A 25,615-nucleotide genomic window follows, 5' to 3' on the forward strand; every position below is an offset into this window, starting at 1 on the left:
GGCGGGACCGAGAGTTTTTTCGCCCCCTCCGCCCCTGCCCATCCCGTACCTGGGGGCTCCGCCCCCAGACCCCCGTATCGCGCTGACGCGCTCGTCCTCAAACGCCGGACGGGCTGGAGAGCTCCACCATGATCTCGACCTCGACCGGCGCGTCCAGCGGGAGGACCGCGACGCCGACCGCGCTTCGGGCGTGGACGCCCTTGTCGCCCAGGACGGCGCCGAGGAGTTCGCTGGCTCCGTTGAGGACGGCGGGCTGGCCGGTGAAGTCGGAGGCGGAGGCGACGAAGCCGGTGACCTTCACGACACGCGCGATGCGGTCCAGGTCGCCCGCGACGGACTTGACCGCGGCGAGCGCGTTCAGGGCGCAGGTGCGGGCCAGGTCCCTGGCTTCCTCGGGCGTGACCTCCGCGCCCACCTTGCCGGTGAGCGGAAGCTTGCCTTCCACGATCGGGAGCTGGCCCGCGGTGTAGACGTACACACCGGACTGCACGGCAGGCTGGTACGCGGCCAGCGGCGGGACGACCTCGGGCAGTGTCAGCCCGAGTTCCGCCAGCTTGGCCTCGATGGCGCCACTCATGCCTTCTCCCGCTTCAGGTAGGCCACCAACTGCTCGGGGTTGTTCGGCCCGGGCACGACCTGGACGAGCTCCCAGCCGTCCTCGCCCCAGGTGTCCAGAATCTGCTTCGTGGCATGGACGAGCAGAGGCACGGTTGCGTATTCCCACTTGGTCATGTCGCCGACTGTAGCCGTTGCCGGGCACGGCCTTTCGCGGGTGTCGTCCAAGGCCTCGCGCACACGTTGTCCACAGCCTCCTGCGTAGTACGGCGGCCGACTGGTTAGGCTCGAATACGTGAGCAGGCTCCAGGTCGTCAGCGGCAAGGGCGGTACCGGCAAGACCACGGTAGCCGCCGCCCTCGCGCTCGCCCTCGCCACGGAGGGCAAGCGCGCCCTTCTCGTCGAGGTCGAGGGCAGGCAGGGCATCGCGCAGCTCTTCGAAACAGAAGCGCTGCCCTACGGGGAGCGGAAAATCGCCGTCGCTCCCGGGGGCGGGGAGGTGTACGCCCTCGCCATCGACCCCGAACTGGCCCTTCTGGACTACCTCCAGATGTTCTACAAGCTGGGCGGCGCCGGCCGCGCCCTGAAGAAACTCGGCGCCATCGACTTCGCGACGACCATCGCGCCGGGTCTGCGGGACGTACTCCTGACCGGCAAGGCGTGCGAGGCCGTACGCCGCAAGGACAAGAGCGGGCGGTTCGCGTACGACTACGTGGTCATGGACGCGCCGCCGACGGGGCGCATCACCCGCTTCCTGAACGTCAACGACGAGGTGGCGGGCCTCGCGAAGATCGGCCCGATACACAATCAGGCACAGGCCGTCATGCGGGTCCTCAAGTCCAAGGAGACGGCCGTTCACCTGGTGGCGCTCCTGGAGGAGATGCCCGTACAGGAGACCGCGGACGGCATCGCCGAACTGCGGGCCGCGAAGCTGCCGGTCGGGCGGATCATCGTGAACATGGTGCGGCCCGCGCTGCTCGACGACGCCGATCTGGAACTCACCGCCGCCGCCCCCCGTACCGCCATCGCCAAGTCGCTCTCCGCGGCCGGACTCGGCGGCGCCCGGCGTGGCGGACTCGCCGAGCGGCTGGTGGACCCGCTGCTGGAGCAGGCCGCCGAGTACGCCGAGCGGCACACCCTGGAGCGCGAGCAGCGGGCGGTGCTCACGGAACAGGGCCTGCCGCTGCACGAACTCCCTTTGCTCGCCGAGGGAATGGATCTGGCGGGCCTGTACCAACTGGCCAAGGAACTGCGTCAGCAAGGGATCTCATGAGTTCGGACCCGGCCCGCGCACGCGACTCCGCCCGCGCACAGGAATCCGCCCGCGCACGCGACTCCGCCCACGCGCACGACTCCACCCGTGCACTGGGAAACGCACGCCTCCTGGACGTCGATCCGCTGATCGACGACCCGAAGACCCGCATCGTGGTGTGCTGCGGCTCGGGCGGCGTGGGCAAGACGACCACAGCGGCGGCGCTGGGGCTGCGCGCCGCCGAGCGCGGCCGCAAGGTCGTCGTGCTCACCATCGACCCGGCGCGCCGCCTCGCCCAGTCCATGGGCATCGACTCCCTGGACAACACCCCACGCCGGGTGAAGGGCGTCGAGGGGGACGGCGAACTGCACGCCATGATGCTCGACATGAAGCGCACCTTCGACGAGATCGTCGAGGCGCACGCGGACCGCGAGCGGGCGGCGGCGATCCTCAACAACCCCTTCTATCAGTCGCTTTCGGCGGGCTTCGCGGGCACGCAGGAGTACATGGCGATGGAGAAGCTGGGGCAGCTGCGGGCGCGGGAGGAATGGGACCTCATCGTCGTCGACACGCCGCCGTCCCGCTCGGCCCTGGACTTCCTGGACGCGCCCAAGCGGCTCGGGTCCTTCCTGGACGGACGGCTGATCCGGCTCCTGACGGCGCCGGCGAAGCTGGGCGGCCGGGCGGGAATGAAGTTCCTGAACGTCGGGATGTCGCTGATGACCGGCACCCTGGGGAAGCTGCTCGGCGGGCAACTCCTCAAGGACGTACAGACCTTCGTGTCCGCGATGGACACGACCTTCGGCGGGTTCCGTACGCGCGCGGACGCCACGTACAAGCTGCTCCAGGCGCCCGGCACGGCGTTCCTGGTGGTCGCGGCCCCGGAGCGGGACGCGCTGCGCGAGGCCGCGTACTTCGTGGAGCGGCTGGCCGCCGAGGACATGCCGTTCGCCGGTCTGGTGCTCAACCGGGTGCACGGCAGCGGCGCCGCTCAGCTGTCGGCCGAGCGGGCACTCGCCGCCGCGGAAAACCTCGGACCCGATGCCGCGGCGGACCGTGATCTGGAAGCCGCGGAAAATCTTGCCGAGGCCCGCATTGTGGATCAGGGGGGCGGGAAGGCTGGACTTCGTAACTCTCCCGACACGTACGACAGTTCAGAATCTCCCGCTTCCGAGGCACCAGCTCCCGACGCCGCCGACGATCCCGACGAAGGCTCCCCCGCCGCCACGGACAGGACCGCCGCCACGAACGGGAATCGGACCACAGACACCGGCCGGACCGTCGAACAGCTCACCGCAGGCCTGTTGAGGCTGCACGCCGAGCGCATGCAGCTGCTCTCCCGCGAGCAGCGCACGCGTGACCGCTTCACCGCCCTCCACCCCGAGGTGGCGGTGGCCGAAGTGGCGGCGCTGCCCGGCGACGTGCACGACCTGGCAGGGCTGCGGGACATCGGGATCCGGCTCGCGGCCGGTAGGCCGGAGCTGCCCGAAACCGGCGCCTGACGCGGCGCCTTCCATGACCTGCATGGTCATTGCGAGGCCATGATCTGCGGGGCCGTGACAGGCACAGCCGTGACATGCACAGCCGTGGCCATGGCCTACAGGGACTGCTGCGGGGACTGAGGGAAACGCCCTCAGCCCACCGCCAAGTAGCGCTCGTACACCTCTTCCTCATCAAGAGGCAGCAGGCCCGCACCGCGCTCGTACTCCGTACGCGCGGTCTCGAGCAGATGACGCCAAGAGGTGACGGTGGGGCGCCGGCGCAACAATGCGCGGCGCTCCCGCTCGGTCATGCCACCCCACACGCCGAATTCGACGCGGTTGTCGAGCGCATCGGCGAGGCACTCCGTGCGCACCGGACATCCGGTGCACACTGCCTTCGCCCGGTTCTGCGCTGCTCCTTGAACGAACAGTTCATCCGGATCGGTAGTGCGGCAGGCCGCCTGCGCACTCCAGTCGGTTACCCAGCCCATACCGGCGCCGTCCTCTCCCGAATCGAGGCTCCCCCACGGCGGCAGCGGCATATTCACCGCCGCCAGTTGAGGACGTTACGGAAGGTGGGCACAGCGCAACACCCCCTTCGGGCCCAATCTTGAATGGCCCGAACGGACTATGCGTAAGCGGCAGATCACCCGGGGGAGTGACCTGAGGACATACGTGAGTATCCCGGCAAACCGGGACAGTTCAGTTGAGTCACAACGGACGCCGGGTGACACACAAGGCGGATTCGGACACGCCCCCAACAAAAATTAGGGAACCTCCGGAACGATTCGGGGTCGCCGGACGTATTGATACGTAGCCGCACTGCTGTGACAGTTGAGAGCAGCTTAGGCCAAGGCCTATACGCGTGTCCGGCGATTGAGAACGTAGACAGCTCGCGTTGCCATGCCGTCAAGTTCTCGGGATGAGGCCTCCGAACACGGCGCAGTCGTAGAGCCGCTGGTGCGCAGTGAGCATCTGGACCGCGCACCCGGTCTACGTTGAGGCGTAGCCCGCCCGGCTGCCCTTGGATGTCACGGTCTCGTACTCGAACATCCCGAGAACCACCTGCCCCTCGGGACGCCCGTAATTAGGGATTAGGCTGCCCTCATGCCAAAGAAGCGCTCGGGCGGTGGTCTGTCGCCATTCCAGCAGGCCGCCAAGTTCCTCGGTGTCAGCGTGCTCGCGGGGGCGGTCATGGCGGGAATCGCGCTGCCCGCGGCGGGCGCGCTCGGACTCGCGGCCAAGGGTTCGGTCCAGAGTTTCGACGAGATTCCGGACAGCCTGAAGAGTCCGCAGCTGAGTCAGCGCACCACGATCCTGGACAGCGAGGGCGGCCAGATCGCCACGGTCTACTCGCGTGACCGGACCGTGGTCGCCCTCAAGGACATCTCGCCGTACATGCAGAAGGCGATCGTCGCGATCGAGGACTCGCGCTTCTACGAGCACGGCGCGATCGACCTGAAGGGTGTCCTGCGCGCCCTGAACCAGAACGCGCAGAGCGGCGGAGTGTCCCAGGGCGCCTCCACGCTCACGCAGCAGCTCGTGAAGAACTACTTCGTCGAAGAGGCCGGCGACGACCCGACGAAGGTCGCCCAGGCCACCCAGCAGACCCTCGGCCGCAAGATCCGCGAGCTCAAGTACGCGATCCAGCTCGAGGAGAAGCTCGGCAAGAAGAAGATCCTCGAGAACTACCTGAACATCACGTTCTTCGGCGAGCAGGCGTACGGCATCGAGGCAGCGGCTCAGCGCTACTTCTCCAAGCCCGCCAAGAAGCTGAACCTCCAGGAGTCGGCGCTGCTCGCGGGCATCGTCCAGTCGCCCAGCCGGTACGACCCGGTCAACGACGAGGCGGAGGCGACCAAGCGCCGCAACACCGTCCTGCAGCGCATGGCCGAGACGAACGACATCTCGCAGGCGGAAGCCAACAAGGCCATGAAGACGCCGCTCGGCCTGAAGGTCAGCAAGCCGAACAACGGCTGCATCACGGCGGTCGAAGGCGCGGCCTTCTTCTGCAAGTACGTGGAGAAGGTCTTCCTCAGCGACCCGGTCTTCGGCGAGACCAAGGAGGAGCGGGCGAAGATCTGGAACCAGGGCGGCCTGACGATCCGTACGACGCTCGACCCGCAGGCACAGGAATCGGTGCAGGCCTCGCTCAAGGACCACGTCAACCAGACGGACAAGGTCACCGCGGCGGCCACCCTGGTCGAACCGGGCACGGGCAAGATCGTCGGCATGGGCCAGGCGACGCCGTACGGCTACGGCAAGAACGAGACCGAGTACAACTACTCGGTCAACTACGCCATGGGCGGCTCCAACTTCGGCTTCCCGACCGGTTCGACGTTCAAGCCGTTCGTGGCCGCGGCCGCCCTGGAGGAGGGCCGGCCCGCGACCCAGGAGTACGCGTCGCCGTACGAGATGGACTACCCGAGCCCCGTCCAGAGGTGTGGCACCGATCCGTACGTCAACACGCAGGGCGACACGGTGGAGAACGAGGCCGAGTCCGAGGTCGGGCCGTACCAGCTGAAGGAGGCGATGGCCAAGTCGGTCAACACCTACTTCGTGCAGATGATCTCCGACATCGGCCTGTGCCCCGTGGTCAACATGACCGACAAGCTGCACGTCACGCAGGGCAACGGCGAAAAGCTGCCGGAGAGCCCGTCCATCGCCCTCGGCGCGGTGGGCCTCTCGCCGCTGACGATGGCCACCGCGTACGCCTCCTTCGCCGCCCGGGGCATGTACTGCACCCCGGTCGCCATCGAGTCGATCACGCAGAAGGTCGGCGACAAGCAGAAGTCCCTCGACGTGCCGAAGTCCACCTGCTCGCGGGCGATGTCCGAGAAGACCGCGGACACCGTCAACACCCTCCTGAGCGGCGTGATCGACTCCGGTACGGGTCAGGCCGCCGGTCTCACCGACCGCGCCAACGCCGGTAAGACGGGTACGACCGACTCCCGCAAGAACGCCTGGTTCGTCGGCTACACGCCGAACCTCGCCGGCGCGGTCTGGGTCGGCAGCGCCACGCAGAAGGTCGAGATGGAGAACATCACGATCGGCGGCGTCTGGCACGACAAGGTCTACGGCGGCCAGGTGCCGGGTCCCATCTGGAAGGACGCGATGACCGGCGCCCTCGACGGCAAGGACTCCCCGTCCTTCAACCTCGTCAACATCCCCGATCCCCAGAAGGACAAGGACAAGGGCAACGACGACGGGGACAACGGGGACGACGACAACGGGAACGGCAACAACGGCGGTCTGATCGACGGCGGCCTCACGACCGGGGGCACCACTACCGGCGGCACCACGCCGACGCCCACCATCTCTCTCCCCGAGGGCTTCATCCAGGGGCAGGGCGATGGTGGCAACGGGAACGGTGGGCGGGACGGCTAGTTCCTCCAGTTCCTCCGGGAACCAGGTGCTGCCTGCTTGAAGTCTGATGTCGATACGCCGGTGGGGGCGCCCCTTGTGACAAGGGGCGCCCCCACCGGCGTACGGGTGGACGGGTCGTTCGGCTGCCTGTTCAGCCGTCCGTATCGCCGTCCGTATCGCCGTCCGTTCAGCCGCCCGCGAGGAGTTGCTTGACGAGGGCGGAGACGCGGCCGCCCTCCGCCAGGCCGGCCACCTTCGGGTTCACGATCTTCATGACCTGGCCGATCGCACGCGGCCCCTCGGCGCCCGCCGACTTCGCCTCCTCGACGGCCTGGGCGACGATGGCGTTCAGCTCCTCGTCGCTGAGCTGCTTGGGCAGGTACGTGGCGAGGATCTCGCCCTCCGCCTTCTCCCGCTCGGCCGACTCGGGGCGCCCGCCCTTCGCGAAGGCGTCCGCGGCCTCGCGGCGCTTCTTCGCCTCGCGGGTGATCACCTTCTGCACTTCTTCGTCGGAGAGTTCACGCTTGGTCTTGCCCGCGACCTCCTCGTTGGTGATCGCGGAGAGGGTCAGCCGGAGCGTCGAGGAGCGGAGCTCGTCGCGCTCCTTGATGGCGGCGTTGAGGTCTTCCTTGAGCTTCGACTTAAGGGTGGTCATGCCGTCGATTGTCGCAGGTGTGGGGAGACGGTCGCCTGCTGATTTCGGGGGTGCTCGTCGTGCGTCCGAGGTTGTCCACAGGCGGGCACGGCGAGTTGCCGGGGTCTGACACGATGGGCGTATGCGCGCGCGATACGGAGTACCCCTGGGAATCACGGCGGTCGGCGCCGCCGGTCTGTTGTACGCGGCGGGTTTCGAGGCCCGTTCCTTCCGGCTGCGACGGGTGACGGTGCCGGTGCTGCCGCCCGGCATGCGGCCGTTGCGCGTTCTCCAGCTCTCCGACATCCACATGGTGAGAGGCCAGCGCAAGAAGCAGCGCTGGCTGCGCTCGCTGGCCGGCCTGCGCCCCGACTTCGTCATCAACACCGGGGACAACCTCTCCGACCCGGAGGGCGTGCCCGAGGTGCTGGACGCGCTGGGTCCGCTGATGGAGTTCCCGGGGGCGTACGTCTTCGGGTCGAACGACTACTACGGCCCCACACTCCGCAACCCCGCCCGGTACTTGTTCGAGAAGGCCCAGGGCAAGCACGGTCTGAACGGCAACAAGCCAGTCGTCGGCGCCGTCCACAACCCGTGGGAGGAGCTGCGCGACGGCTTCGACACGGCGGGCTGGCTGAATCTGACGAACACCCGCGGTGAGCTGAAGATCGAGGGCGCCTCCGTGGAGCTGACCGGCCTCGACGACCCCCACATCAAGCGGGACCGGTACGCCCGCGTGGCCGGCGGCCCCTCGGAGTCGGCCGACTTCTCGATGGGCGTGGTCCACGCCCCGTACCTGCGCGCGCTCGACGCGTTCGCCGCGGACGGCTACCCGCTGATACTGGCCGGCCACACCCACGGCGGCCAGATCTGCCTCCCCTTCTACGGCGCCTTCGTCACCAACTGCGACCTGGACACGGACCGAGTGAAGGGCCTGTCCACGCATACGGCGGAGGGGCGGACGTCGTACATGCACGTGTCGGCGGGATGTGGGGCCAGCCGGTACACGCCGGTGCGGTTCGCTTGCCCGCCCGAGGCTTCGTTGTTGACGTTGGTGGCGCGGGGGTAGTGGGCCGTAACCCACGCGGGTGACCCGTATCGCCCGATTTGTCGATCCGTCCTAGCGTGGGGCCATGATCGCCCCGATACCCAAGGACATACCCGACCTCCCCGCGATACCGGGTATGCCCGCGCCACCTCCCTCCATCGTCCCCGCGACGGCTGTGGTGGCCCCCTCGCGCCGTCGGCCGGCGGCGGCCTTCCGCATCCTCGTGGCCCTCGCGGCGGCGGCGGGCGTGGCCATCGACCTGACCCTGGGCAGCCCGGCCCGCGTGCTCAGCTACTTCACGATCCAGAGCAGCCTGCTCGTGGCGGTGGTCTTCGCCGCCTCGGCCCGGCGGGCGTGGGCGGCCCGCCGGCCACTGCCCGGTGCGGTGACGGGCGGCACCCTGCTCTACATCTCGATCACGGGCCTGGTCTACCACCTGATCCTGGCGAACCAGTCCGGCGTCTTCTCCATGACGGGGGACGTCGCCCCGCCCACCGGCTGGCAGGCGGTGGCCAACAACCTCCTCCACACGGTGGTACCGATCGCGGCCGCGGCCGACTGGCTCCTGCTCACCCGCCCCGCCCCGCTGGCCTTCCGCCACGCGGCGACCTGGCTCCTCTATCCCCTCGCGTACCTGACCTTCTCCCTGGCCCGCGGCGCGATGATGTCGCCGGGCACCCCGGCGCGCTACCTCTACCCCTTCGTGGACGTCGACCAGCACGGCTACCCCGGCGTCCTCGCCAACGCACTCCTCCTCGGCCTCGCCTTCTACGCCCTCGCCCTCCTCCTCGTCGCCCTCGACCACATCCGCCCCGACCCGGTCCGCCGCCGCGTCAGACGCCCCGAAAACCGGATTTCGTCTCCGGCCACCGGTGGGCTAAAGTAAACGACGTCGCCGCCAAGGCAGCGACAATCGGGGTGTAGCGCAGCTTGGCAGCGCGCTTCGTTCGGGACGAAGAGGTCGTGGGTTCAAATCCCGCCACCCCGACAGTGAAGTACCAGGTCAGGGGCCTGATCCGCTTAGCGGGTCGGGTCCCTGAGTGGTTTCCGGGGGTCTCTTGGGAGAAATCTGGGAGAAGATCTTGGACTCCCTCTCCCAGACGTCGCCCAACGACGCTCATGCAACAGCTCGCGCGAACAACCGTCGGAAACGATGGGGTACATGGCCAACTGGCCAACGAAGGTTCGTCGACGCACCCAATGTGCACCCGCAGGGGCCTCAGCGCGGCGCCGCAATGGCGCACACCAACTGGCGGAGCGGTAGAAACCTCCCTCCCCATCAAGGTCCGCACACGACCTGGGCGCGCGCCGACAGGTGGGAGAACCCGCTGCGGCTGGGACGGTCGGCACGGATGAGTGCACCGCGGACTAGCGGATCTACGGCCACAGGAGAGTCTGCGATTCCAGTGCCACAATGCAGTGGAGGAGCTACGCTAGCCGCCCAGGATCTACATGTAGCTCTTTTCGAGAGTCTCGCGATCCTCTATTTTTGCATCCATGTCGACTCGCGGGGGGAATCCGAATCGATGACGAAGATTATTTCCATCTTTAACCACAAGGGCGGGGTCAGTAAGACCACGACGACCTTTAACTTGGGTTGGATGCTCGCAGAACTCGGGAAACGCGTAATCATGGTTGACGCGGACCCGCAAAGCAATCTCACTGGTGTCGCACTCGGCATGGTTGAACCCCCTCAGCCTGACATCTCGGATGACGCCCAAAGCGAGCGATTCTCTGCGACTCAGGTAGAAAAAGACGATTTCTTCGAACATAACACCGAGAAGACGCTCTATGGCGCATTGAAGCCAGCGTTTGAATCCGAACCGCGCCTTCTAGAACCAGTCGACTGTATCGAAATTCCGGAGCGACCCGGCCTCTACATTCTCCCCGGACATCTTCAGCTTGGGGAGTATGAAGTTTCTTTGAGTATTGCCCAGGAACTCTCGGGGTCCCTTGTCGCTTTGAAGAATATTCCAGGCGCTTTCCACTATCTAATTCATCAGACCGCTGAAGCCCTTGACATCGACTACGTTTTGGTCGACATGAGCCCCAGCCTTGGGGCTCTCAACCAAAATATCGTCTGCTCCAGCGACCTGCTATTTGTACCCACCTCGCCCGACTTCTTCTCCATTATGGCTCTCCGCTCTCTGGCACGGGTTCTACCGCGGTGGAATAGGTGGGCGATCTCCGCCAGCGATAACGAGGTTCTGAGGACTGCCACCTACGCCTTCCCGGCCCCAAAGCTACGGTACGCGGGGGCAGTGATCCAGAGGTATCGCCTTTATAGGGCTCCCACACAAGACAACCCTTATGGCGACCCCACGGGCCCATTCCAGCAATGGATCGATAAGGTTTCTGACGCGCTTCGCGACACCTTCGTTCCCGCACTTAACTCTTCCGGCCTCCTCCTCCCAAAGAGCGTCTATTCTGAAGCTGGAATGTCTGAGGACCTCGTACTAGGAAAGATTCAGGAATTCAACAGCCTGTTGCCGAAGTCTCAAGACCATCGCGTACCGGTCTTTGCGTTGACACCTGACCAGCTAAATCAAGCGGGAGTCGTACTTCAGGGTTCCCTGCGGCAGATCGAAAGCCTTCGAGTAATTTTTCGAGATATCGCGGACAAGATCGTAAAGATTGCGGCGGCACAGGGGTAGCACTGAAATGACAATTCAGGATGCCGATTCCCTCTTCGTACTGCTCAACAGTAAAGTGGAGGATCTTGAAGCCGTTGCGACATCGCAAGCAGAAACGGGCAGTGCCGAATCCGCGGAGTCCATCTTTCGAGCCTGCGTCCTGCTAGCGGTGTCGTCCCTGGACGCCTTCGTTCACGAAAAGTCCGTTGAAATATATCTGGATCGCCTGGCCAATACTTCCGCTGCCGTACCGAAAATTGCGAGCTACCTCAGAGTCTCCCCCTCTGACCTGCAAACCCCGACCACGGCAAGCCTCATTAGATATAAACTCTCCTTCAAGACGCTTGTCTCTCCGGAGAAAATCGACGAGGCCATTGATGCCAGCGGGTCTCAATCGAGCACCGTATGGACAGATATCGGAATCGCCACGGGAGCGCGAGAGTCCCGGTTGCGGAATGCACTCACACTTCAGGTTGACCGACGGAACCAGATCGCTCATGAAGGGGACTGGGATCCCGTCGATGTCGCACTGAGACATATTTCGGTATCACACTCGCAAGATTGCAGAAAATGCATCAAAGCTGTGGTTGAGGGGCTCGGGACGCATTGGGCCTAATGCCTGGCACGCAGACAAGAGGCCATCGCAGCAGATGAGATACGCACCAGCCCAACGTCGAGTGCCCAGCCGAGTTGCTTCGGGACGAAGGGATCGTGGATCCAGATCCCGCCGCCCCGACAGGTGCAACACCAGGTCAGCCGAGCACGTGCTCACGTGAGTACGTGCTCGGCTTTCTGTGTGGATCCCTCCTGGGTGGAATCCGGGAGAGGACCTTAGAATCTCTCTGCCAGACGACGCCTACTGACGCATTCTCAGACGCGCACGCAAAAGGTCGTTAAGCACAGCCACCGGAGACGTCGGGCACATCGCCAGTCGCGCATCGAGCGCTGCCTCCCACTCAGTGGTGAGAGCCGCCATCAGGTCCTCGCGCATCTGCCGAGTGATGTGCGAGTAGCGCGCCTGCACCGATCCGTCGATGTGCCCCATCCGCTCATCCATCAGCTTCGGTGGCGTGCGGAACCCCTCCATTCGCGTCTTGTGCGTGTGCCGCAGCCCGTGAGGAGTCAGCCCCTTCGCAATCGGCGCCCAGCACGCATCGGCCCGCGCTTGCGCTCCTCTCCCCCGCGCCGGCACACCGGGCCAGGGATCGGCGAGCACGGGCACGGGGCGCGCCTCCTGCGGAGCCTTCTTCGGGTACCAGCCAGAGGCAGCGGGCGTGAAGAGCCACGTGGCGAACCCGTTCCGCCTCCAGTGCGCGGCCTGGTCGACGGCGCCCCCGCCGCGGGTGAAGCCGAGTGCGTCGATGGCTTCGCGCACTCGGGCTTTGGTTGACTCGGCTACCGCGTCGGGCCGGTTTAGGACGTTGGACACGGTGCCCGTGGAGACGCCCGCGCGTCTCGCAACGTCCACCACCTTCGCTCCGGTCTCCCCCGTCCGGGAGACTCCCTGCCCACGGAACATGTACGTCTTCCCGTGGCACGGGCAGGGGCTCGGTTGGGTGCGAGCTATGTGTCCGGCCCAGAGGCGAGGGAGCCAGGCGGGGGCGTCGATGGTGCGGTAGCTGTCGTCTTTGGGAGGGCAGCGCTCGAACTCTCCCGAGTCGAGTTCGTAGAGCTGCCATTCCACGCGCACGGCTGCGGGACGAAGGAACTCGGTCTCCAGCCCCACGATTTCGGCCCAGCGCATACCTGTGTAGCCCTTGGTGACGATGGCGACGAACTCGTCGTCGCGCCCGGAGAGGAGCGAGGCGCGTTCGGCGATGAGAAGGATGCCGAGTGGATCGGTGACCACCTTTTCCGGTCCGCGGTCACGCGAGCGGCCGGCGCGCTTGCCCCTGCCACGGCGTTTGGTTGCCGGGTTGGAGCTGATGAGTTCTTCGTCCACCGCGTCTTCCAGGACCAGGTGGAGGGTGCCGCGCCACGTCTTCACGCTCGATACGGCGTACAGGGCCCTTTCCTTCTTGTCCCAGACGTCGACGTCCGCGCGCTGGATTGATGCGAGCGGGCGCTCCTCGAACTCCGGGAGTAGATGCTCTTCGAGGTGGCGCCGGTAGTTCTGCATCGTTGATGCGGCAAGGTCTTGCGCCGCGTACCAGCGTGAGGCGTACTCGCCGAATGTGATCTGTCCGGACGCTGGGTCCTTCCATCTGCCTGAACGGACCTTCGCTTCCTCCGCATCGGCTGCTTGCTTGGCTTCGCGCTTCGTGCGGAAGCGGATTGTGTCCCCGTTGTCGTCAACAACGGTTCCGTACTTGCCTGTTGAGATCTTGTAGCGGCCACGCCAATACGCGCCGCGGTCCTCCACGAACCCCATGCTCCCTCTCAGCGAAATGCGTTGGAGGGAGCCGTAGTTCGACTCCCCCCAACGCGGTCTTCTTGTTCGTCAGGCTGCGTTCCGGGCTCGCCGCGGGCGCCGTGCCCGGAGCTGCACTACAGGTGCTCCCGGGGAGGCGTATGTGCGTCGGCGAGTGGAAGTGGCCCTGTTCTCCTGCGTGTTCGTCTGGTCGGGGCGTTCCTCAAGAATGCGGAAGATCTCCTCCACATGGTCCGCGGTGAAGCGGTAGCCGCTGCCACCCCGGATGAACGGGATACGGCGCCGCCTCGCCTGTTCCTTCACCCACCACTCCGAGCAGTCGAGCGCCTCAGCGATTTCGGCGGGCGAGTACGTCGGGGGAAGGCGGTGGTTCTTCTGACCCGAGGTCATGGCTCCTCTTCGTGAAGTTGAGCGGGCAGGAAGAGGGAGCGCGCCCCCCTTCCTGTCAGGTCCGCTACTTCCGCTACCTCCGCTACCGCCCTGGTCAGGGGCATGATCGAAGTAGCGGATAGAGGTGGCGGTAGCGGATAAGTCCGCTACCGGCCCCGGGTGGTGTCGCGGGACCGGTAGCGGATGGGGTAGCGCGGGTAGCGGATGAATCCGGGCTTGCCGCTACCTTTTCTAGGCCTCTGACCTGCTCGGTAGCGGAGGTAGCGGAAGTAGCGGACTCTCAGGGGGTGGGGGGCAGTACCGCTCCCACGCGTCGTGCAAGTCCGCGGCGTAGTAGCCCTTCATCACGCTGCCGCCGGTCTTGATGTTCCGCGCCGTGACCGGGGTGTTGTCGGCGGTCATGTACTCGCGCAGCATCCGCGCCAGGCCGCGGGCATCGAGGGGCTTGCCGCTCATGTCCGCCCACGGTGCCTCTTCGAGGCTGTGGAGGCGGTCCAGGACGGCGACGGTGGGCAGGCGGTCGATGCCGTTGAACACGGCATCGCGCAGGTCGGTGAGCAGCCGGATTCCGATGCTGCCCTTGTCCCCGACCTTGGCCGCGTTGACCAGTTCCACGCACGCGGTGCGGGCCCGCTCCGGCCACTCGCCCCCGGCAGCGTCCGCCACTGCGAGCAGGGGTTCCCAGACGTCCGCGGGCCGGTCGGTGACCTCCGGTGGCAGCGTGGGAAACACCCCGTCGACCAAGTGGCGTACGGATTCGGCCCAGTTGGAGAGCCGGTCGCGCAGCGCGTTGCCTTCCTTCTCGTGGATGCGCTGCCGGTAGGGCTCCACGTACTCGTTCCGTGCGCGGCGGCGCATGCGGATGATGACGGAGCGGGTGAGGATCGTGTCCGGCAGTGAACCGAGTCCCGCCATCGCGACCGCGCAGTACGAGGGGAATTCCTGTACCTGCTGATTGGCTCCGTCTCCGACGCAGCGCCACATGCCCACTCCGCGGCGGTGTCCGGCGTTCAGGAAGCCGCGGAGGGGTTCGTTGTCTCCGGCCTTGGGCCCGAACACGGTGTCCACTTCGTCGAAGAGGATCGTGGGGCGGGTCTCCAGGGTGGACACGGCGCGGAAGAGCACCGAGGCGGATGCGTTGGCCGCAACGAGCGGCTTGGGCACCAGGGTTTCGATGATCTCCAGGGCCCGTGACTTCCCCGATCCGGGTTCCGGCGAGAGGAATGCGATGCGGGGGGTGGCGTCGAAGCTGTCGAGCAGGTGGGCGTGTGCGTTCCACAGCGTGACGGCGACGTAGGCGGCTTCGAGGGGGAAGACGTTGAAGCGTCGGTGGAAGGCTTCGACCTCATCGAGCAGGGCCGAGCCGTCGGTGGGGTGTGCCGGCGGTTTGGTGGTCATGCCGCGGCCCTCCCTTCCTGGGTGGTGCGGAGCGGGCATGCGTCGCGGTGGGCGGTGTGGTCGTCGATCAGAGCGAGCACGCGGGCTTTGCCGACGGCGCTGCGGTCCCAGCCGCACAGGCATTTCGAGGTGGCGGTGGGCACGGCGCCGCGCGGTGCACAGATGTACAGCCACGCGACCGGGTACCGGCCGTCGCCCTGCTGCGGGTCAGAACGAAGAGCCGAAATGACGCCTTCGGCGCCGCCCTTCGACTCGCCCACAGCCGGACCGGGATCGGCTTGTACGGCGGCGCGCGGACCGGAGGGAGTGGAAGGGAGGCTCTTCAGTGGGGAGCGGGGAGGGGTGCTCATGCCGTCCTCCGCCGCTGGTTGCGGGCAACGGACCAGTCCAGACCGCTGCGGATGGTGGAGCGGCACTGAGACGGCGGCAGTCCGATGCACTCCCCCGCCGACTGAAGAGCGTCCTCCACCACCGATCGCGGAAGGTCGCCCCACGCGATGAACCGCCCCAACGCTCGCGCCGCCCGCAGAAGCGTGGCGTTGCGCTCGCCCTCCGGAGCCGCCCGCACCGACGCGGTTTCCGCGTTGAAGCCCGCTGTGGCGTAACTGGACGCGCGAGCCGAGGACGGCACGGCCGTTAGTGCCCGCGAAGCCTGACGGGGCGTCGGAAGCGCGTACAGCCAGTCCGGCAGCGGCACGGGCGCCGTGTTGTCGACGACCGCGTACGTGCCCGTGCGGGTGATGCTGCCGGGGGCGACGACGTAGCCTCCCCAGGCTCGGGTGTCGATGTGCTTGCCGAGCCGTCCCGCGGTGTTGCCGAGCCGGATGCCGGGTGGGGTGGTGAAGTACAGGTGGAACCCGCCGCTCGCGGTCCGCACCGTGCGGGTGGTGGGGATGGCCTGTCCGGCGCGCTCGCAGAGCGCCGTGAAGGTCGTCACGCCGTCAGGCGTGTCCGCACTGCTGTTGGTCTTGTGTTTGGGCATGTCGAGGTCGACGACGACCAGCCCGGACGGGCCGGTCGCAATGCCGACGTTGAACAGCAGGCTGCCCCATGCACGGCGGATGCGGTCCGGGTCGATGGTGGCGCGCTCTTCCCACTTGCGGTGACCGGCCGCGCAGTCCCCGAGGCCGGGGCAGACGCCTTCACCGTGCAGAGCTGGGGGCTTGTCACCAGGGCGCAGCGGGAGCACGGCCCAGCCGTGCTCTGCCGCGTCCAGCGCGGCGTAGAGGAGGTGCCGGTTCATGCCGTCACCTCCGACGCGCTCGATGGGGTGGCATGGGCCGGTCGGCCCTCGCCGAATGACGTCCGTTGGGTCATGCTGGATGTCTCCTGTTCTGAGAGGGACACGGAGAACCGGGGCGGGCGCAGGCTTTCGAGAGACGGCGCCCGCCTCGGGCATAGCTAGGCCGCGTCGCGGCGTTCGGGCAGTTCCGGAAGCCCCGCGGATTCCAGGGCCTTGGGGTCGAAGCCGGGCAGCATCGCGCGGGCGGTGAGTGCCTGCGCGAGGGACTCGGCGTAGGCGGCGCCGGTACGGGCCACCTCCACTTGGGTGGTGCCGCGGATGGTTTCGACACGTTCGATGTGGGCGCGTTCCTCGCGGCGGTCGCTCACGTGCCGCTCGTAGGTGACGCGGTCGCGGCGGTCGGTGCGCCAGTAGCGGGCAGCGAGTCCGTAGGCGCCCGCGGTGGCGACCGACCACAGCAGCAAGGGCAGCGGCAGGCCGTCGGCGTATCCGGCGACGCCCGCGAACGCGAGCGCACCGGACGCGGCGAACGCGGTACCCGCGATCACGGGGTCCCCCGCGCGGCCGACGCTCGCGCAGGCGCCGGCCGCCGCGGCAGCGAGCGAGAGCGCGGTCATCAACACGGCGTTGCCGACGGAGTGTTCGGCGCCGTTGGCGTTCCAGATCCGCGCCAGGATCAGCACGGTCGACGTCGCCACAGCGGGTGCGGCCTTGGGGGTGATGTGGGCGAGCCAGTGGCGCGCCACGATCTGTTCGTTCACGGCCTGCTCCTCACAGTTGCTGGATGGCGTCGATGACGGCGACGGCGAGTTCGTTGATGGGCCCGGCCGCTCCCGTGGAGGCGAGGAAGAACCCGAAGCCGGTCGCGATGAACGCGGCGCCGTAGCCGAGGGACTTGGAGCGCAGCAGGAAGAACAGGACCAGGCCGAACAGAGCGACCAGGGAGACGGTGACGGCCATCGGTTATCCCTTCGCGGTAGGTGTCTTGGCGGGGGCGTGGCTGCCGTCGCGGTAGACGTGCAGCCACAGGTTGTAGAGGTGGCGGCCGACGCGTATCCGCTTGCCGTGGCCCTTGCAGCGGCGGCACGGCTTGCCGCGCTTGAGGCGGCCCTTGCGGTCGGTCTTCATCGCGAAGCCGAAGCCGCGGCACTTGCGGCAGTCGCCGTACGGGCTCGACGCACACAGACTCACGTAACCGAGAGTGACGGTGAGTAGGCAGGTGCAAGCAAGGAGAAGGAGGGTCATGGGATGCCTTCCAGGCAGGGTTTCCGGCGTTCTCGCAGGTCGGGTGCTAGGTGCGAGGTTGCTGATCAGAGCCGATTTGGGGTGCTAGCGGGGCTGCTAGGTCTAGCACCGTGGGGTGCTAGACCTAGCAGCGGTGCGCGGTCAGTCGCCGGACCGCTTTCCGTCACGCTGGGTGACGGCTGTGGTGATGTCGGCGCGGGCGATGCCGCGACGGGTGGTGCCCTTGCCCTTGTCGGTGGTGCCCCACACGTCCTGCGCCGTGACGCCGTGCGGGCGCAGGTTCGAGGTGACTGTTTCGGCCTTCCACCCGCCGTAGACCTCCGGGCGCAGGGTGGCGAGGCGGGCGGCGACCTTCTCGTTCCACACCTTGTCCTCATCGGCCGCCACGACCTTGAGGATGTCCGCGAGCAGGTCGAACGCGGGCTCACCGCTCTCGGGTTCCTGACCAATCGCGTGACCGGTGACGTTGCCGTAGGCCTCGCGCATCTTCCGGGCCCGGACAACGACTTGTTCGGCGCCGACCGCGTCGACGAACGCGGACGCGACGATGCGGGGGTCGTCGCCCTCACCTGCCATCCAGCAAATGCCGCGGTCGGTACGGGAGAACATCGTTGCCCGGTACCCGGCCTTGTACATCGAGGTACCGAGGACCATGTCGTTGGCAGGCTGGCCCATCACCTTCAGGCAGAACCGCAGCACCGCGTTGGCGGAGATGCCGGTGGGAAGCGACTTGGCGTCCGGCCGCTGCGTGCCGAACAGCATCGTCATCCCCAACGCGGGACCGCGCTTGCCCAAGTCGGTGGCGATCTCTTCGATCTCCGCGCCGTACTTCTCGTGCTCGAAGGGCACTTGGCACTCATCGAACCCGGCCACGATCGGGTGCAGACCGAGCGACTTGTCGTTCGCCAGCTCCGGAGTCACCTTCGACTCCGGGCAGCGCGAACGCGGCAGCGACTTGATGACCTTCGCCCGCCTGCGCAGTTCCGCCCGCAGCTCCCGCAGCGAATCGAGGACATAGAGGATGTCTTCATCCTCGTCACCCGCCCGGTAGCGGTGGCAGACCGGCTCCAGAGCGCCGAAGTCGCCAGTCCCCTTGAAGTCGAACGCATACAGCGCCGCGCGCGGATCCAACGCGGCGATGAGCAGGAACAGCCGCATCAGGAACGTCTTTCCCATGCGCGGGACGGAGCCGACGACGACCGAGGCGAACATCAGAGTGACGGCGACGTCGCCCATGCGCTGGTCGTTGCCGAACACGACCGGCTTGAACAGGTCCACGGTGCCCGACTTCAACAGCGGCCACGCGGGCTTGGTCGTCTCGTTCATGGGCTTGTCGCCCACCCACAGGATCAGCCGACCCTCATGCTCGGTCGGGTCGGCCGACGGCCACACACAGCCCACCTTGCGACGCAGCCCGGAGGCCAGCGGCTTGCGGGCCTCCATGATGTCCTCCGGGGTGACGCCCCAGGGAAGGTCAAGGTCGGCGCGGTAGCCGGGGCCGTCGCGGGTGATCTCGCTGGTGAAGCGCATGCCGTTCATGTCGCCGCCCTTCTTGAGGGCGGCCGACAGCTTCGCGTTGCCGATGTTGTCCAGTGCACGCAGCACGATCGGACCGGTGAGCTTCTGGATCTCCGTCTTCAGCACCGCGGGCCCGATCACGGGGTGGTCCTGGGGGGCTCCCCAGAATCCGGCGACCAGGACCGCGGCTGAGGCCAGGACCGCGAGCCAGCCGGGTGCCATGACGTACATGGTCAGCGCGAATGCACTGCCGAAGATGAGCGCCACGGTGGTGACCAGCACGCGCAGCCTCACGCGGCTGTCCCGCTGCCGGGACAGCTTGAGGTATTCGGCGGTGTTCTCCTTGTAGACCTCGTAGGCGCGCAGCGGGGCGCCCTCGGCATCCCACACCCACCGGTTGGTGTCCTTCACCAGGCGGGCCGTGCCGCGCGGCGCGTTCAGCGTGAGCTGCAACGCGTACCAGGGGGTGCGGATGCCGTGGAAGGCGGTGGCGTAGAAGGCGTTGGCGGTGGCCCGCTGCGTGGTGGCCACGAACCCCGGCTTCGAGGTCAGCCACGTCGGCAGGATCGGCCGACGCTTGTACGTGGTGATGCCGGGCGAGGGAAGGTCGGGCCGGTCGACCGGTCGGGCGACCGAGTCGGGCGACCGAGTCGGGCGACACCTCATCATCCAAGTCGGCCGACTCGGTCGGGCGGGAGTCGGGCGACGCGGGGGCGGTCGGGTCGGCCGACCCGCCGCGGGCGGATCGGGCCTTGTCGAGGTCGACTACCTCCGCGCCGGAGTCGTCGGCCATCTCGGCTTCGAGCCGGTTGAACAGTTCGTTGTCGTCAGGCTGGTTCACTGAGGTGGTTCCTTCCAAGAGGAGGACAGGGCGGGGTCCGGCCGTCGCTGTAGGAGGTGAGCGGACGGACCCCGCTGAGGGGCGTTACTGTGCGGACATGGACGGGGAGCCAGAGATCCGGACGCGGCCGTGCAAGTGGTGCCAGGAGCCGGTTCCGCAGCCGGGGCGGTGGCGTCGACGGCGTTTCTGTAGCCGCGCGCACCGTGTGAAGTACCGCGGAGTGTCAGCCGTCGGCCGCTTCCTGGACTGGCTGTAGCCGGTCAAGCGGCGCGCTGTTCCTCGGCATTGATGCACAGACCGCAGATGCCGTACGAGCGCGGGATGCAGTACCCGACATCAAGCAGGCAGCGGGGGCAAGTGCGGCGGGCGAGCATCGCCAACGCGAGCGCACCCCACTTGCGCGACGTCATCGGCCGGACCGGCTTGGCCAGGTCGAGGCGGTAGAGGTAGGCGACGCGGACGTTGCCGCGCCGCCGGTTGATCCGCATCACCTGTGCCGCGATCGGCTGACCGCCCGGACGCAGGCCCTTGGCGCGGAGCTGACGGCGGGTGGCGAGGTCGTCGGGGGCCAGGCGCCACGGGTAGGTGGGGATCCCATGGAGCGCGCCGGTCGGGTCGTAGCACTTGCCGAAGACGGCGGGCATCAGGCCGCGTCCGCTGTCTCAGCCTCGGCGGTGTCCACAGAGTGCAGCGGGCGGCCGTCGGCGCGCTCGGTCTTCAACTGGTCGCGGAGCTTGCGGGCGTTGGCGGCCGAGCAGTGAACCGAGGTGCGGATGGCCTCCGCGTTCAGCTCGGCGTCCGTCCAGCCCGCGGTGGCCGCGCGAGCCTCGGCGAGCAGCTCCTCGAAGGTGCGCTGCGCCGTGCCCTTGGCCTTGGACGGGGTCCGGCGGGGCGGGCGCGGCTTGAGGTCGGCCGGATCGGCCGGCGGCTTGGCCACCGGGGGCGGCACGGGCGTGCCCTGCTCTGTGGCGGGGGCGAGTTCGCCCATGCGCAGCATCACGCGCTCGCGCCGCGGCGTCTTCGAGCGCCACTTCCAGCCGAACCGCTGCCGCAGCTCCGCGCGGGCCAACTGCCGTTCCCGCTCCCGCCTCAGTGCCTCAGAGTAGGAGGTGACCTCCCACAGCGTCATGCGGCGCCACAGCGCGAAGGTAGAGGGGAACGCGAGCAGCCAGCGGGAGAACCGGATCTTTTCCATGCGGCGGCCGGTCGCGGCGCCGATCCGTACGGCGTAGATGTGCGCGCCGATCTCGGAGAACACCACCCACAGCAGCGGCATGGTGCCGTGCGCGACCTTGGCCGACAGGGAGTGTCCGGCCGCGACGTTCAGTCCGCAGGTGATCAGGGTGAGGATCCAGGGCACGAACCGCACCCAGGCGAGCGCCATGTCCATCCGGATCAACAGCAGGTTGGCGACGGTGAACACCGGGATGGACACGTCGATACCGACAGGGAGCATCCACGGGGAGCTGAAGCCCCAGGTGGCAGCGGCCTCGGACACGGCGTCGAAGGAGGAGATCAGACCGAGTGCGCCGACTCCTGCCGCGGCGAGTGCGCCGATACCGGCGAGCCCCATTTCCGGGCGGGTCAGCGGCGGCACCCCGGACACGGGCGCCTCGGGGGCGGGGGTCGTGGCAGTCATGCCGCACCCCCCTGAAACGGCGGGTTGCCCAGACCGGTCAGGGCGGCGATCTCATCGCCGGTGAGCACGCCGCGCTCGTTCATGGCGTACGCGACGTTGCGGATCTCCCACCACCGGTAGGCGACCTTGCGGCGGGCCATCCCGCGCACCATGCCCCAGGACTTGCCGCCCTCGGGGGTGTGGTCGCGGCCGAGCCGGTAACCGGCCTGCGCGAGGGCGTCGACGGCCAACTCGCGGTCATGGACGGCCGCGCAGGCGGCGGCACGCTCGGGGGTCCACAGGCCGTGGATCATGAGGTACTGGACTTGCGCGAGGGTTCCGGCCGCGCACTGCGCGGCGAAGTGCCAGGGCGAGGTGTTCTCTGCCCGGAGGTCGGTGCTGCCGGTGACCGCCCAACCGCCGTCGTCGTCGGTGTTCCAGGAGATGACCTCGCTGGTCACGACGTGCATGCCGTAGGACAGGGCCAGCACCGCGTGACCTGCCTCGTGGAAGGCCATGCCCAGCCGCGTCTGTTCGTAGCTGAGGGACATATGGATTGCGGCGCGCGGCTTGCCGGTGTGGTCGGCCAGTTCCTCGGACGTGGGGGCCATGGTCTTCACGCCGCCACCCCCCTGCGGGCCACGCGCCGGCGGCTGGTGCGGGTCAGCGGGATGACGTCGAACAGGTCCGGGTTCTCCTCGATGACCTGCGCGGCGATGCGGATCAGGTCATCGGGCAGGTTGGGGATGTCGGTGAGGATGTCGCGCGCCGCGTCCTCGCGGGCCGCGCGCTCTTCCTCGGTCTCGCCCTCGACCCCGAGCCACAGCTCAATGGGGGTGCCGAGCGCGAGTTCCGCGAAGTCCTCGGGGGAGATGGCCTGTTGACGGCCGATGTACGTACGCATGAAGGCTCCTGAAGTGGGAGGGACACGGAGCCGGGGCAGACGCAGGCTTTTCGAGAGACGGCGACTGCCCCGGAAGAACCCCAGGCCGCGAGCGCGGCGCGGGTAAGTGCCCCGGGCGGGAGTCGACCCCGCGCCCTCGCGGCTGGATACCGGGGCGGCATTGCAGCTCAGCGGCGCGAACGGCGGCTGAGCCAATGAATTGATCCACTGTTGAGTTCTCAAGGAACAGCCGATAAGGGGCCCGCGGCGTGCGGCCAAAGCCGCCTTCCTGCCGGGCAATCCCGAACCGATTCGTGCAGGTCAAGCACTTGCGAACACAGCCGGTGAAGCCCTTCCGGGCCTCGCGTGCCGGCGTGACCTAAGATTGACCTAGGTCAATCTGACTGTCAAGGGGATCCGCTGAAGGATCAGAGATTGACCTAGGTCCGGCTACTCTCGAAGCCATGGACCAGAGCCCCGAAGCGCCCAAGCAGACGCCCACGGCCAAAGAGATTGCGGCGGAGTACCGCGAGAAGATCACGGGCCCCGACCGCGAGTACGAGCCGGGCAGCCAGCTCCCGGCAGCTCGCAAGCTCGCCAAGGAACTTGGCGTGCAACTCATGACTGTTCAGAGCGCGTTCGGGCAGCTCCGCGACGAGGGGTTGGTTCTCACTCAGCAGGGTCGCGGGACGTTCGTCCGCGATCCTTCCCTTCCCCTCGGTACCGAGCCGGGTAGCAGCCCAGCATTCACCGCCTTGGCGACAGAGCTCAGCACGATCCATGACGCCCTCCACCTGCTCGGCGAGCGGCTAGATCGGCTTGAGCGGCTTGTGGGAAGCGAGACTCCACCGAAGCCGTGAGTTCGTCCGCGCGCCTCAGCAGTCGTTCGACCTTGACGCGCGCTTCACTCAAACTCGCTTTGAGCAAAGCGAGTTCAGCGGGAGTCATGCTTTCCAGTTCGCCGCTTCGCTCAGTGATCCCTGACATGCCAATGAGCATGTGGCCGGGAACGGCAGAGGACCCGGACAGAGTGTCCGGGTCCTCTTTCCTTGCAGGTCAGGATGGTTGACGACTCGTCATCTAGTGGCTTCGTCAACTGCGTCCAGCACTGCGGCCCATGGGAGTTCGCGCCCCGCCGGCGCTTCCCTCGGCTCGTACAGCGGCCACACGTCCGGCCCATCGACGACGTGCACGCCTCCCGCCCTGAGAGTGTCGATATGGCGCTGCCATGCAGGGTGGCGAGCATGCGCCGCGTTCACCCGCGGGAAGACGACGACGGGCAAATCGAGGGTGCCGATAGCCTCGCCCACCTGCGTCAGTGCCTGGTTGTCCATCAGGCCTGTCGCGAGCTTGGCCACCATGTTGGCGGACGCAGGGGCGACCACGTAGCAGTCAACCGGGGGATGCGGTCGAACGTCGCCGGGCAACCGCGGCTCATCGCGCACGGGGAGGCCAGTCAGCTTCTGCAGCCGCTCAACCTCGCCGCTCATCCGCAGCCACTGACCAGCGGTCGGCGTCAGCGTGACGGCCACCTGCCATCCCCGCTCCATCGCGGGCTCAACCAGACCGCTGCGCAGCGCCTCTAGACCTCCAGCCGCGGACCCTACGACTCCGAGCACCCCACGCTTGCCTGAACTCACTGCACCGCCCTGCACCGTTGAGCCATCACGAACACCTCGGACGAACGCGAGCCGCCAGTGACCGGTGACCGCTTGATGAGGTCCCGCAGGGTCTCGCGCACCCTGGGATTGTTGCGTACGAGCTGCGGCGATGTGCGCTCAGCGGTTCGCAGCTCCGCGAACGCCTCATCGCCTTGTCCGGCGAGCGACAGGGCGCGCGCGAAGTCGATTCGGTGCGACACGCTGCGCTCCTGCGGCATGTGGTCCACGTTGATCCGCCCGTTTTCCACGACGTACGACACGTTGTCGAGGTCCAGCTCAACGGACAACCGGTGAAGCAACACGTTCGTGGGTCCGAAGCCCGTTTGCCAGTAGTTCTCATCTGACCCCAGGTCGTCAGCGAGTTCCTCGGCTCGGTCCAACAGGCCTGTTGCGGTGGGTCGGTCCTGGTGACGTGCTGCCGCCACAGCGGCGCGCAGGTGAATCATCCCCAGCAGGCTCAGTGCCGCCGGGTCGTTGTCACTCACCCGAGACGACAGCCATGCCGCGGCCGTGTTGCCCAGCTCCAGCGCGTCGTCATACCGGCCGTTGGCCAGCAAGGCGTGAGTGCCAGAACGTGCGGCCGACGCCAACACGAGAGGGTCATCCGACTCGTCCGCGGCACGCATCGCGCGCTCGGCGGCGAGCCATGAGATGTCGGACTCGCCGATCTTCGCGAGCGTCGTCGCCGCGAGGTGGTGCGTACGAGCCGACACCGCCCAGCAGTCGCTACGATCCTCGCCACGGCGCGCCGCTCGCTCCTCCAACTCCTGTGCAGTCTGCAGAAGCGCCGGCAGCGCCGCGACGACGCTGCCGAGTCGACCTCCCTGATAGTCGTTCCACGCGTGCTCCACACGCACGGCCACGGGGGCGGGTGTCGGGAGCTGCACCTCCACCTCAGGGCCGAAGAGCAAGCGAGACAGCCGCCGCGGGCTCATGAGCGCATCGCGCACGGCCGGAACGTCGTCGTGTTCCCTCTCGTCCTCCATGAGCATTGTCTGACCAAGCAAGTCCCCGAGCGGCACGCGCAGGATGCGCGACAGCTCCGCGAGCATGTCGATACGGGGCGGCTTCCGGCGCCCAGTTTCGATCTTGGCCAACCAGTCAGTGCTGTAGCCGACCAGTCCAGCCAGAACTTCTTGCGTGTAGCCGCGACGCTTGCGGTAGAACGCGATCCGCTCGCCGATGCTGAGGTGATCTCCGAGACCACGCATTGCGTGCTGCCTCCTGCTGGTTGTGGGGGCCGGTTTCACCGTACAGAGCCGGTGGTGAGGCGGGTAGTTCGCCTTGCTCACCATCGGAACCAGTACGAGCGTGACGGCCCCAAAGCAAAGAGACCCAGACACTGTGTCCGGGTCTCTGATCTCGTGATTTCGCGTGAGAGTATGTCCGTCTCCGGGTCCTCCGAGGGGGCCAAACGAGGCAGCCCCACGAAGACGGTCCCGGACGGTAATGGACGATGCCGGAGCCGAACGAGCAGG

General features: G+C 67.4%; 26 protein-coding genes, 1 tRNA gene and 1 pseudogene. 9 read left to right on the forward strand and 19 right to left on the reverse strand.

What is annotated here, in order from left to right:
• Positions 1 to 97 precede the first annotated feature (97 nt).
• Both OG266_RS20030 and OG266_RS20035 read right to left on the reverse strand, forming a co-directional pair.
• On the reverse strand, positions 98 to 577 hold the full coding sequence (locus tag OG266_RS20030) for a RidA family protein (protein ID WP_266457333.1): 480 nt from the start codon (positions 575 to 577) through the stop codon (positions 98 to 100).
• Complete coding sequence (locus OG266_RS20035; RefSeq protein WP_003967454.1) at positions 574 to 732, reverse strand: DUF4177 domain-containing protein; 159 nt, start codon at positions 730 to 732, stop codon at positions 574 to 576. Before OG266_RS20035 ends, OG266_RS20030 begins: the two co-directional genes overlap by 4 nt.
• Positions 733 to 850: 118 nt before the next feature.
• Here OG266_RS20035 and OG266_RS20040 point away from each other — a divergent pair, with 118 nt between their 5' ends.
• Complete coding sequence (locus tag OG266_RS20040) at positions 851 to 1,828, forward strand: ArsA-related P-loop ATPase (protein WP_266457335.1); 978 nt, start codon at positions 851 to 853, stop codon at positions 1,826 to 1,828.
• Positions 1,825 to 3,309, forward strand: a complete 1,485-nt coding sequence (locus OG266_RS20045) for an ArsA family ATPase (protein ID WP_371547505.1) — start codon at positions 1,825 to 1,827, stop codon at positions 3,307 to 3,309. The genes OG266_RS20040 and OG266_RS20045 overlap by 4 nt, the downstream gene beginning before the upstream one ends.
• A 131-nt stretch (positions 3,310 to 3,440) precedes the next feature.
• Here the strand turns inward: OG266_RS20045 and OG266_RS20050 are convergent, their stop codons facing one another.
• Positions 3,441 to 3,779 carry a WhiB family transcriptional regulator gene (locus OG266_RS20050; protein ID WP_266463939.1) on the reverse strand — a complete coding sequence of 113 codons (339 nt, stop codon included), beginning with the start codon at positions 3,777 to 3,779 and terminating at the stop codon, positions 3,441 to 3,443.
• A gap of 616 nt (positions 3,780 to 4,395) precedes the next feature.
• Here OG266_RS20050 and OG266_RS20055 point away from each other — a divergent pair.
• Positions 4,396 to 6,675, forward strand: a complete 2,280-nt coding sequence (locus OG266_RS20055; RefSeq protein ID WP_266457341.1) for a transglycosylase domain-containing protein — start codon at positions 4,396 to 4,398, stop codon at positions 6,673 to 6,675.
• A 166-nt stretch (positions 6,676 to 6,841) separates the two neighbouring features.
• On the opposite strand, the gene OG266_RS20060 is transcribed toward OG266_RS20055, so the two are convergent.
• The gene (locus OG266_RS20060) at positions 6,842 to 7,309 is read right to left on the reverse strand and encodes a GatB/YqeY domain-containing protein (RefSeq protein ID WP_329546329.1); all 468 of its coding nucleotides are present in this window, start codon (positions 7,307 to 7,309) and stop codon (positions 6,842 to 6,844) included.
• A gap of 121 nt (positions 7,310 to 7,430) precedes the next feature.
• Between OG266_RS20060 and OG266_RS20065 the strand changes: the two genes are divergently transcribed.
• The 5 genes and pseudogenes from OG266_RS20065 to OG266_RS20085 all read left to right on the forward strand — a co-directional run bounded on the left by OG266_RS20065 (position 7,431) and on the right by OG266_RS20085 (position 11,585).
• On the forward strand, positions 7,431 to 8,357 hold the full coding sequence (locus OG266_RS20065) for a metallophosphoesterase (protein ID WP_371547510.1): 927 nt from the start codon (positions 7,431 to 7,433) through the stop codon (positions 8,355 to 8,357).
• A gap of 64 nt (positions 8,358 to 8,421) precedes the next feature.
• A pseudogene (locus tag OG266_RS20070) lies at positions 8,422 to 9,217 on the forward strand (Pr6Pr family membrane protein).
• Positions 9,218 to 9,250: 33 nt separating this feature from the next.
• A tRNA-Pro gene (locus OG266_RS20075) sits at positions 9,251 to 9,324 on the forward strand.
• A gap of 538 nt (positions 9,325 to 9,862) precedes the next feature.
• Positions 9,863 to 10,990, forward strand: a complete 1,128-nt coding sequence (locus OG266_RS20080; RefSeq protein WP_371547513.1) for a ParA family protein — start codon at positions 9,863 to 9,865, stop codon at positions 10,988 to 10,990.
• Between the two features lie 7 nt (positions 10,991 to 10,997).
• A complete protein-coding gene (locus OG266_RS20085; RefSeq protein WP_371547515.1) occupies positions 10,998 to 11,585 on the forward strand; it encodes a HEPN domain-containing protein in 588 nt (195 codons plus the stop codon).
• Between the two features lie 240 nt (positions 11,586 to 11,825).
• Here the strand turns inward: OG266_RS20085 and OG266_RS20090 are convergent, their stop codons facing one another.
• From OG266_RS20090 to OG266_RS20150, 13 genes are all read right to left on the reverse strand, one after another.
• Complete coding sequence (locus OG266_RS20090) at positions 11,826 to 13,340, reverse strand: LacI family DNA-binding transcriptional regulator (protein ID WP_371547517.1); 1,515 nt, start codon at positions 13,338 to 13,340, stop codon at positions 11,826 to 11,828.
• Positions 13,341 to 13,409: 69 nt separating this feature from the next.
• On the reverse strand, positions 13,410 to 13,730 hold the full coding sequence (locus OG266_RS20095) for a helix-turn-helix domain-containing protein (protein ID WP_371547520.1): 321 nt from the start codon (positions 13,728 to 13,730) through the stop codon (positions 13,410 to 13,412).
• A gap of 231 nt (positions 13,731 to 13,961) precedes the next feature.
• Positions 13,962 to 15,128 (reverse strand): DUF3631 domain-containing protein, encoded by a 1,167-nt coding sequence (locus tag OG266_RS20100; RefSeq protein WP_371547522.1) that lies wholly within the window; start codon positions 15,126 to 15,128, stop codon positions 13,962 to 13,964.
• Positions 15,125 to 15,478: a hypothetical protein gene (locus tag OG266_RS20105; protein ID WP_371547524.1), complete on the reverse strand. Its 354-nt coding sequence runs from the start codon at positions 15,476 to 15,478 to the stop codon at positions 15,125 to 15,127. Before OG266_RS20105 ends, OG266_RS20100 begins: the two co-directional genes overlap by 4 nt.
• Positions 15,475 to 16,371 carry a bifunctional DNA primase/polymerase gene (locus OG266_RS20110; protein WP_371547526.1) on the reverse strand — a complete coding sequence of 299 codons (897 nt, stop codon included), beginning with the start codon at positions 16,369 to 16,371 and terminating at the stop codon, positions 15,475 to 15,477. The genes OG266_RS20105 and OG266_RS20110 overlap by 4 nt, the downstream gene beginning before the upstream one ends.
• 158 nt (positions 16,372 to 16,529) lie before the next feature.
• Positions 16,530 to 17,132 (reverse strand): hypothetical protein, encoded by a 603-nt coding sequence (locus tag OG266_RS20115; protein ID WP_371547529.1) that lies wholly within the window; start codon positions 17,130 to 17,132, stop codon positions 16,530 to 16,532.
• A 10-nt stretch (positions 17,133 to 17,142) separates the two neighbouring features.
• Positions 17,143 to 17,331, reverse strand: a complete 189-nt coding sequence (locus OG266_RS20120; RefSeq protein ID WP_371547531.1) for a hypothetical protein — start codon at positions 17,329 to 17,331, stop codon at positions 17,143 to 17,145.
• A gap of 3 nt (positions 17,332 to 17,334) precedes the next feature.
• Positions 17,335 to 17,616, reverse strand: a complete 282-nt coding sequence (locus OG266_RS20125) for a hypothetical protein (protein WP_371547534.1) — start codon at positions 17,614 to 17,616, stop codon at positions 17,335 to 17,337.
• A 141-nt stretch (positions 17,617 to 17,757) separates the two neighbouring features.
• Positions 17,758 to 19,800, reverse strand: a complete 2,043-nt coding sequence (locus tag OG266_RS20130) for a cell division protein FtsK (protein ID WP_371547536.1) — start codon at positions 19,798 to 19,800, stop codon at positions 17,758 to 17,760.
• Between the two features lie 435 nt (positions 19,801 to 20,235).
• Positions 20,236 to 20,619 carry an RRQRL motif-containing zinc-binding protein gene (locus OG266_RS20135; protein WP_371547537.1) on the reverse strand — a complete coding sequence of 128 codons (384 nt, stop codon included), beginning with the start codon at positions 20,617 to 20,619 and terminating at the stop codon, positions 20,236 to 20,238.
• Positions 20,619 to 21,614 carry a DUF2637 domain-containing protein gene (locus tag OG266_RS20140; RefSeq protein WP_371547539.1) on the reverse strand — a complete coding sequence of 332 codons (996 nt, stop codon included), beginning with the start codon at positions 21,612 to 21,614 and terminating at the stop codon, positions 20,619 to 20,621. The genes OG266_RS20135 and OG266_RS20140 overlap by 1 nt, the downstream gene beginning before the upstream one ends.
• Positions 21,611 to 22,204, reverse strand: coding sequence for a hypothetical protein (locus OG266_RS20145; RefSeq protein WP_371552875.1), 594 nt, complete (start codon positions 22,202 to 22,204; stop codon positions 21,611 to 21,613). The genes OG266_RS20140 and OG266_RS20145 overlap by 4 nt, the downstream gene beginning before the upstream one ends.
• Before the next feature lie 5 nt (positions 22,205 to 22,209).
• Positions 22,210 to 22,497 (reverse strand): hypothetical protein, encoded by a 288-nt coding sequence (locus OG266_RS20150; RefSeq protein WP_371547541.1) that lies wholly within the window; start codon positions 22,495 to 22,497, stop codon positions 22,210 to 22,212.
• Between the two features lie 443 nt (positions 22,498 to 22,940).
• Between OG266_RS20150 and OG266_RS20155 the strand changes: the two genes are divergently transcribed.
• Positions 22,941 to 23,336 (forward strand): GntR family transcriptional regulator, encoded by a 396-nt coding sequence (locus OG266_RS20155; protein ID WP_371547544.1) that lies wholly within the window; start codon positions 22,941 to 22,943, stop codon positions 23,334 to 23,336.
• Positions 23,337 to 23,552: 216 nt separating this feature from the next.
• Here the strand turns inward: OG266_RS20155 and OG266_RS20160 are convergent, their stop codons facing one another.
• Together OG266_RS20160 and OG266_RS20165 are read right to left on the reverse strand one after the other, a co-directional pair.
• Positions 23,553 to 24,131 carry a flavoprotein gene (locus OG266_RS20160; RefSeq protein WP_371547546.1) on the reverse strand — a complete coding sequence of 193 codons (579 nt, stop codon included), beginning with the start codon at positions 24,129 to 24,131 and terminating at the stop codon, positions 23,553 to 23,555.
• Positions 24,113 to 25,348 carry a helix-turn-helix domain-containing protein gene (locus OG266_RS20165; protein ID WP_371547548.1) on the reverse strand — a complete coding sequence of 412 codons (1,236 nt, stop codon included), beginning with the start codon at positions 25,346 to 25,348 and terminating at the stop codon, positions 24,113 to 24,115. Before OG266_RS20165 ends, OG266_RS20160 begins: the two co-directional genes overlap by 19 nt.
• Between the last annotated feature and the right edge of the window lie 267 nt (positions 25,349 to 25,615).

This window comes from Streptomyces sp. NBC_00554, assembly GCF_041431135.1.
GTDB lineage: Bacteria > Actinomycetota > Actinomycetes > Streptomycetales > Streptomycetaceae > Streptomyces.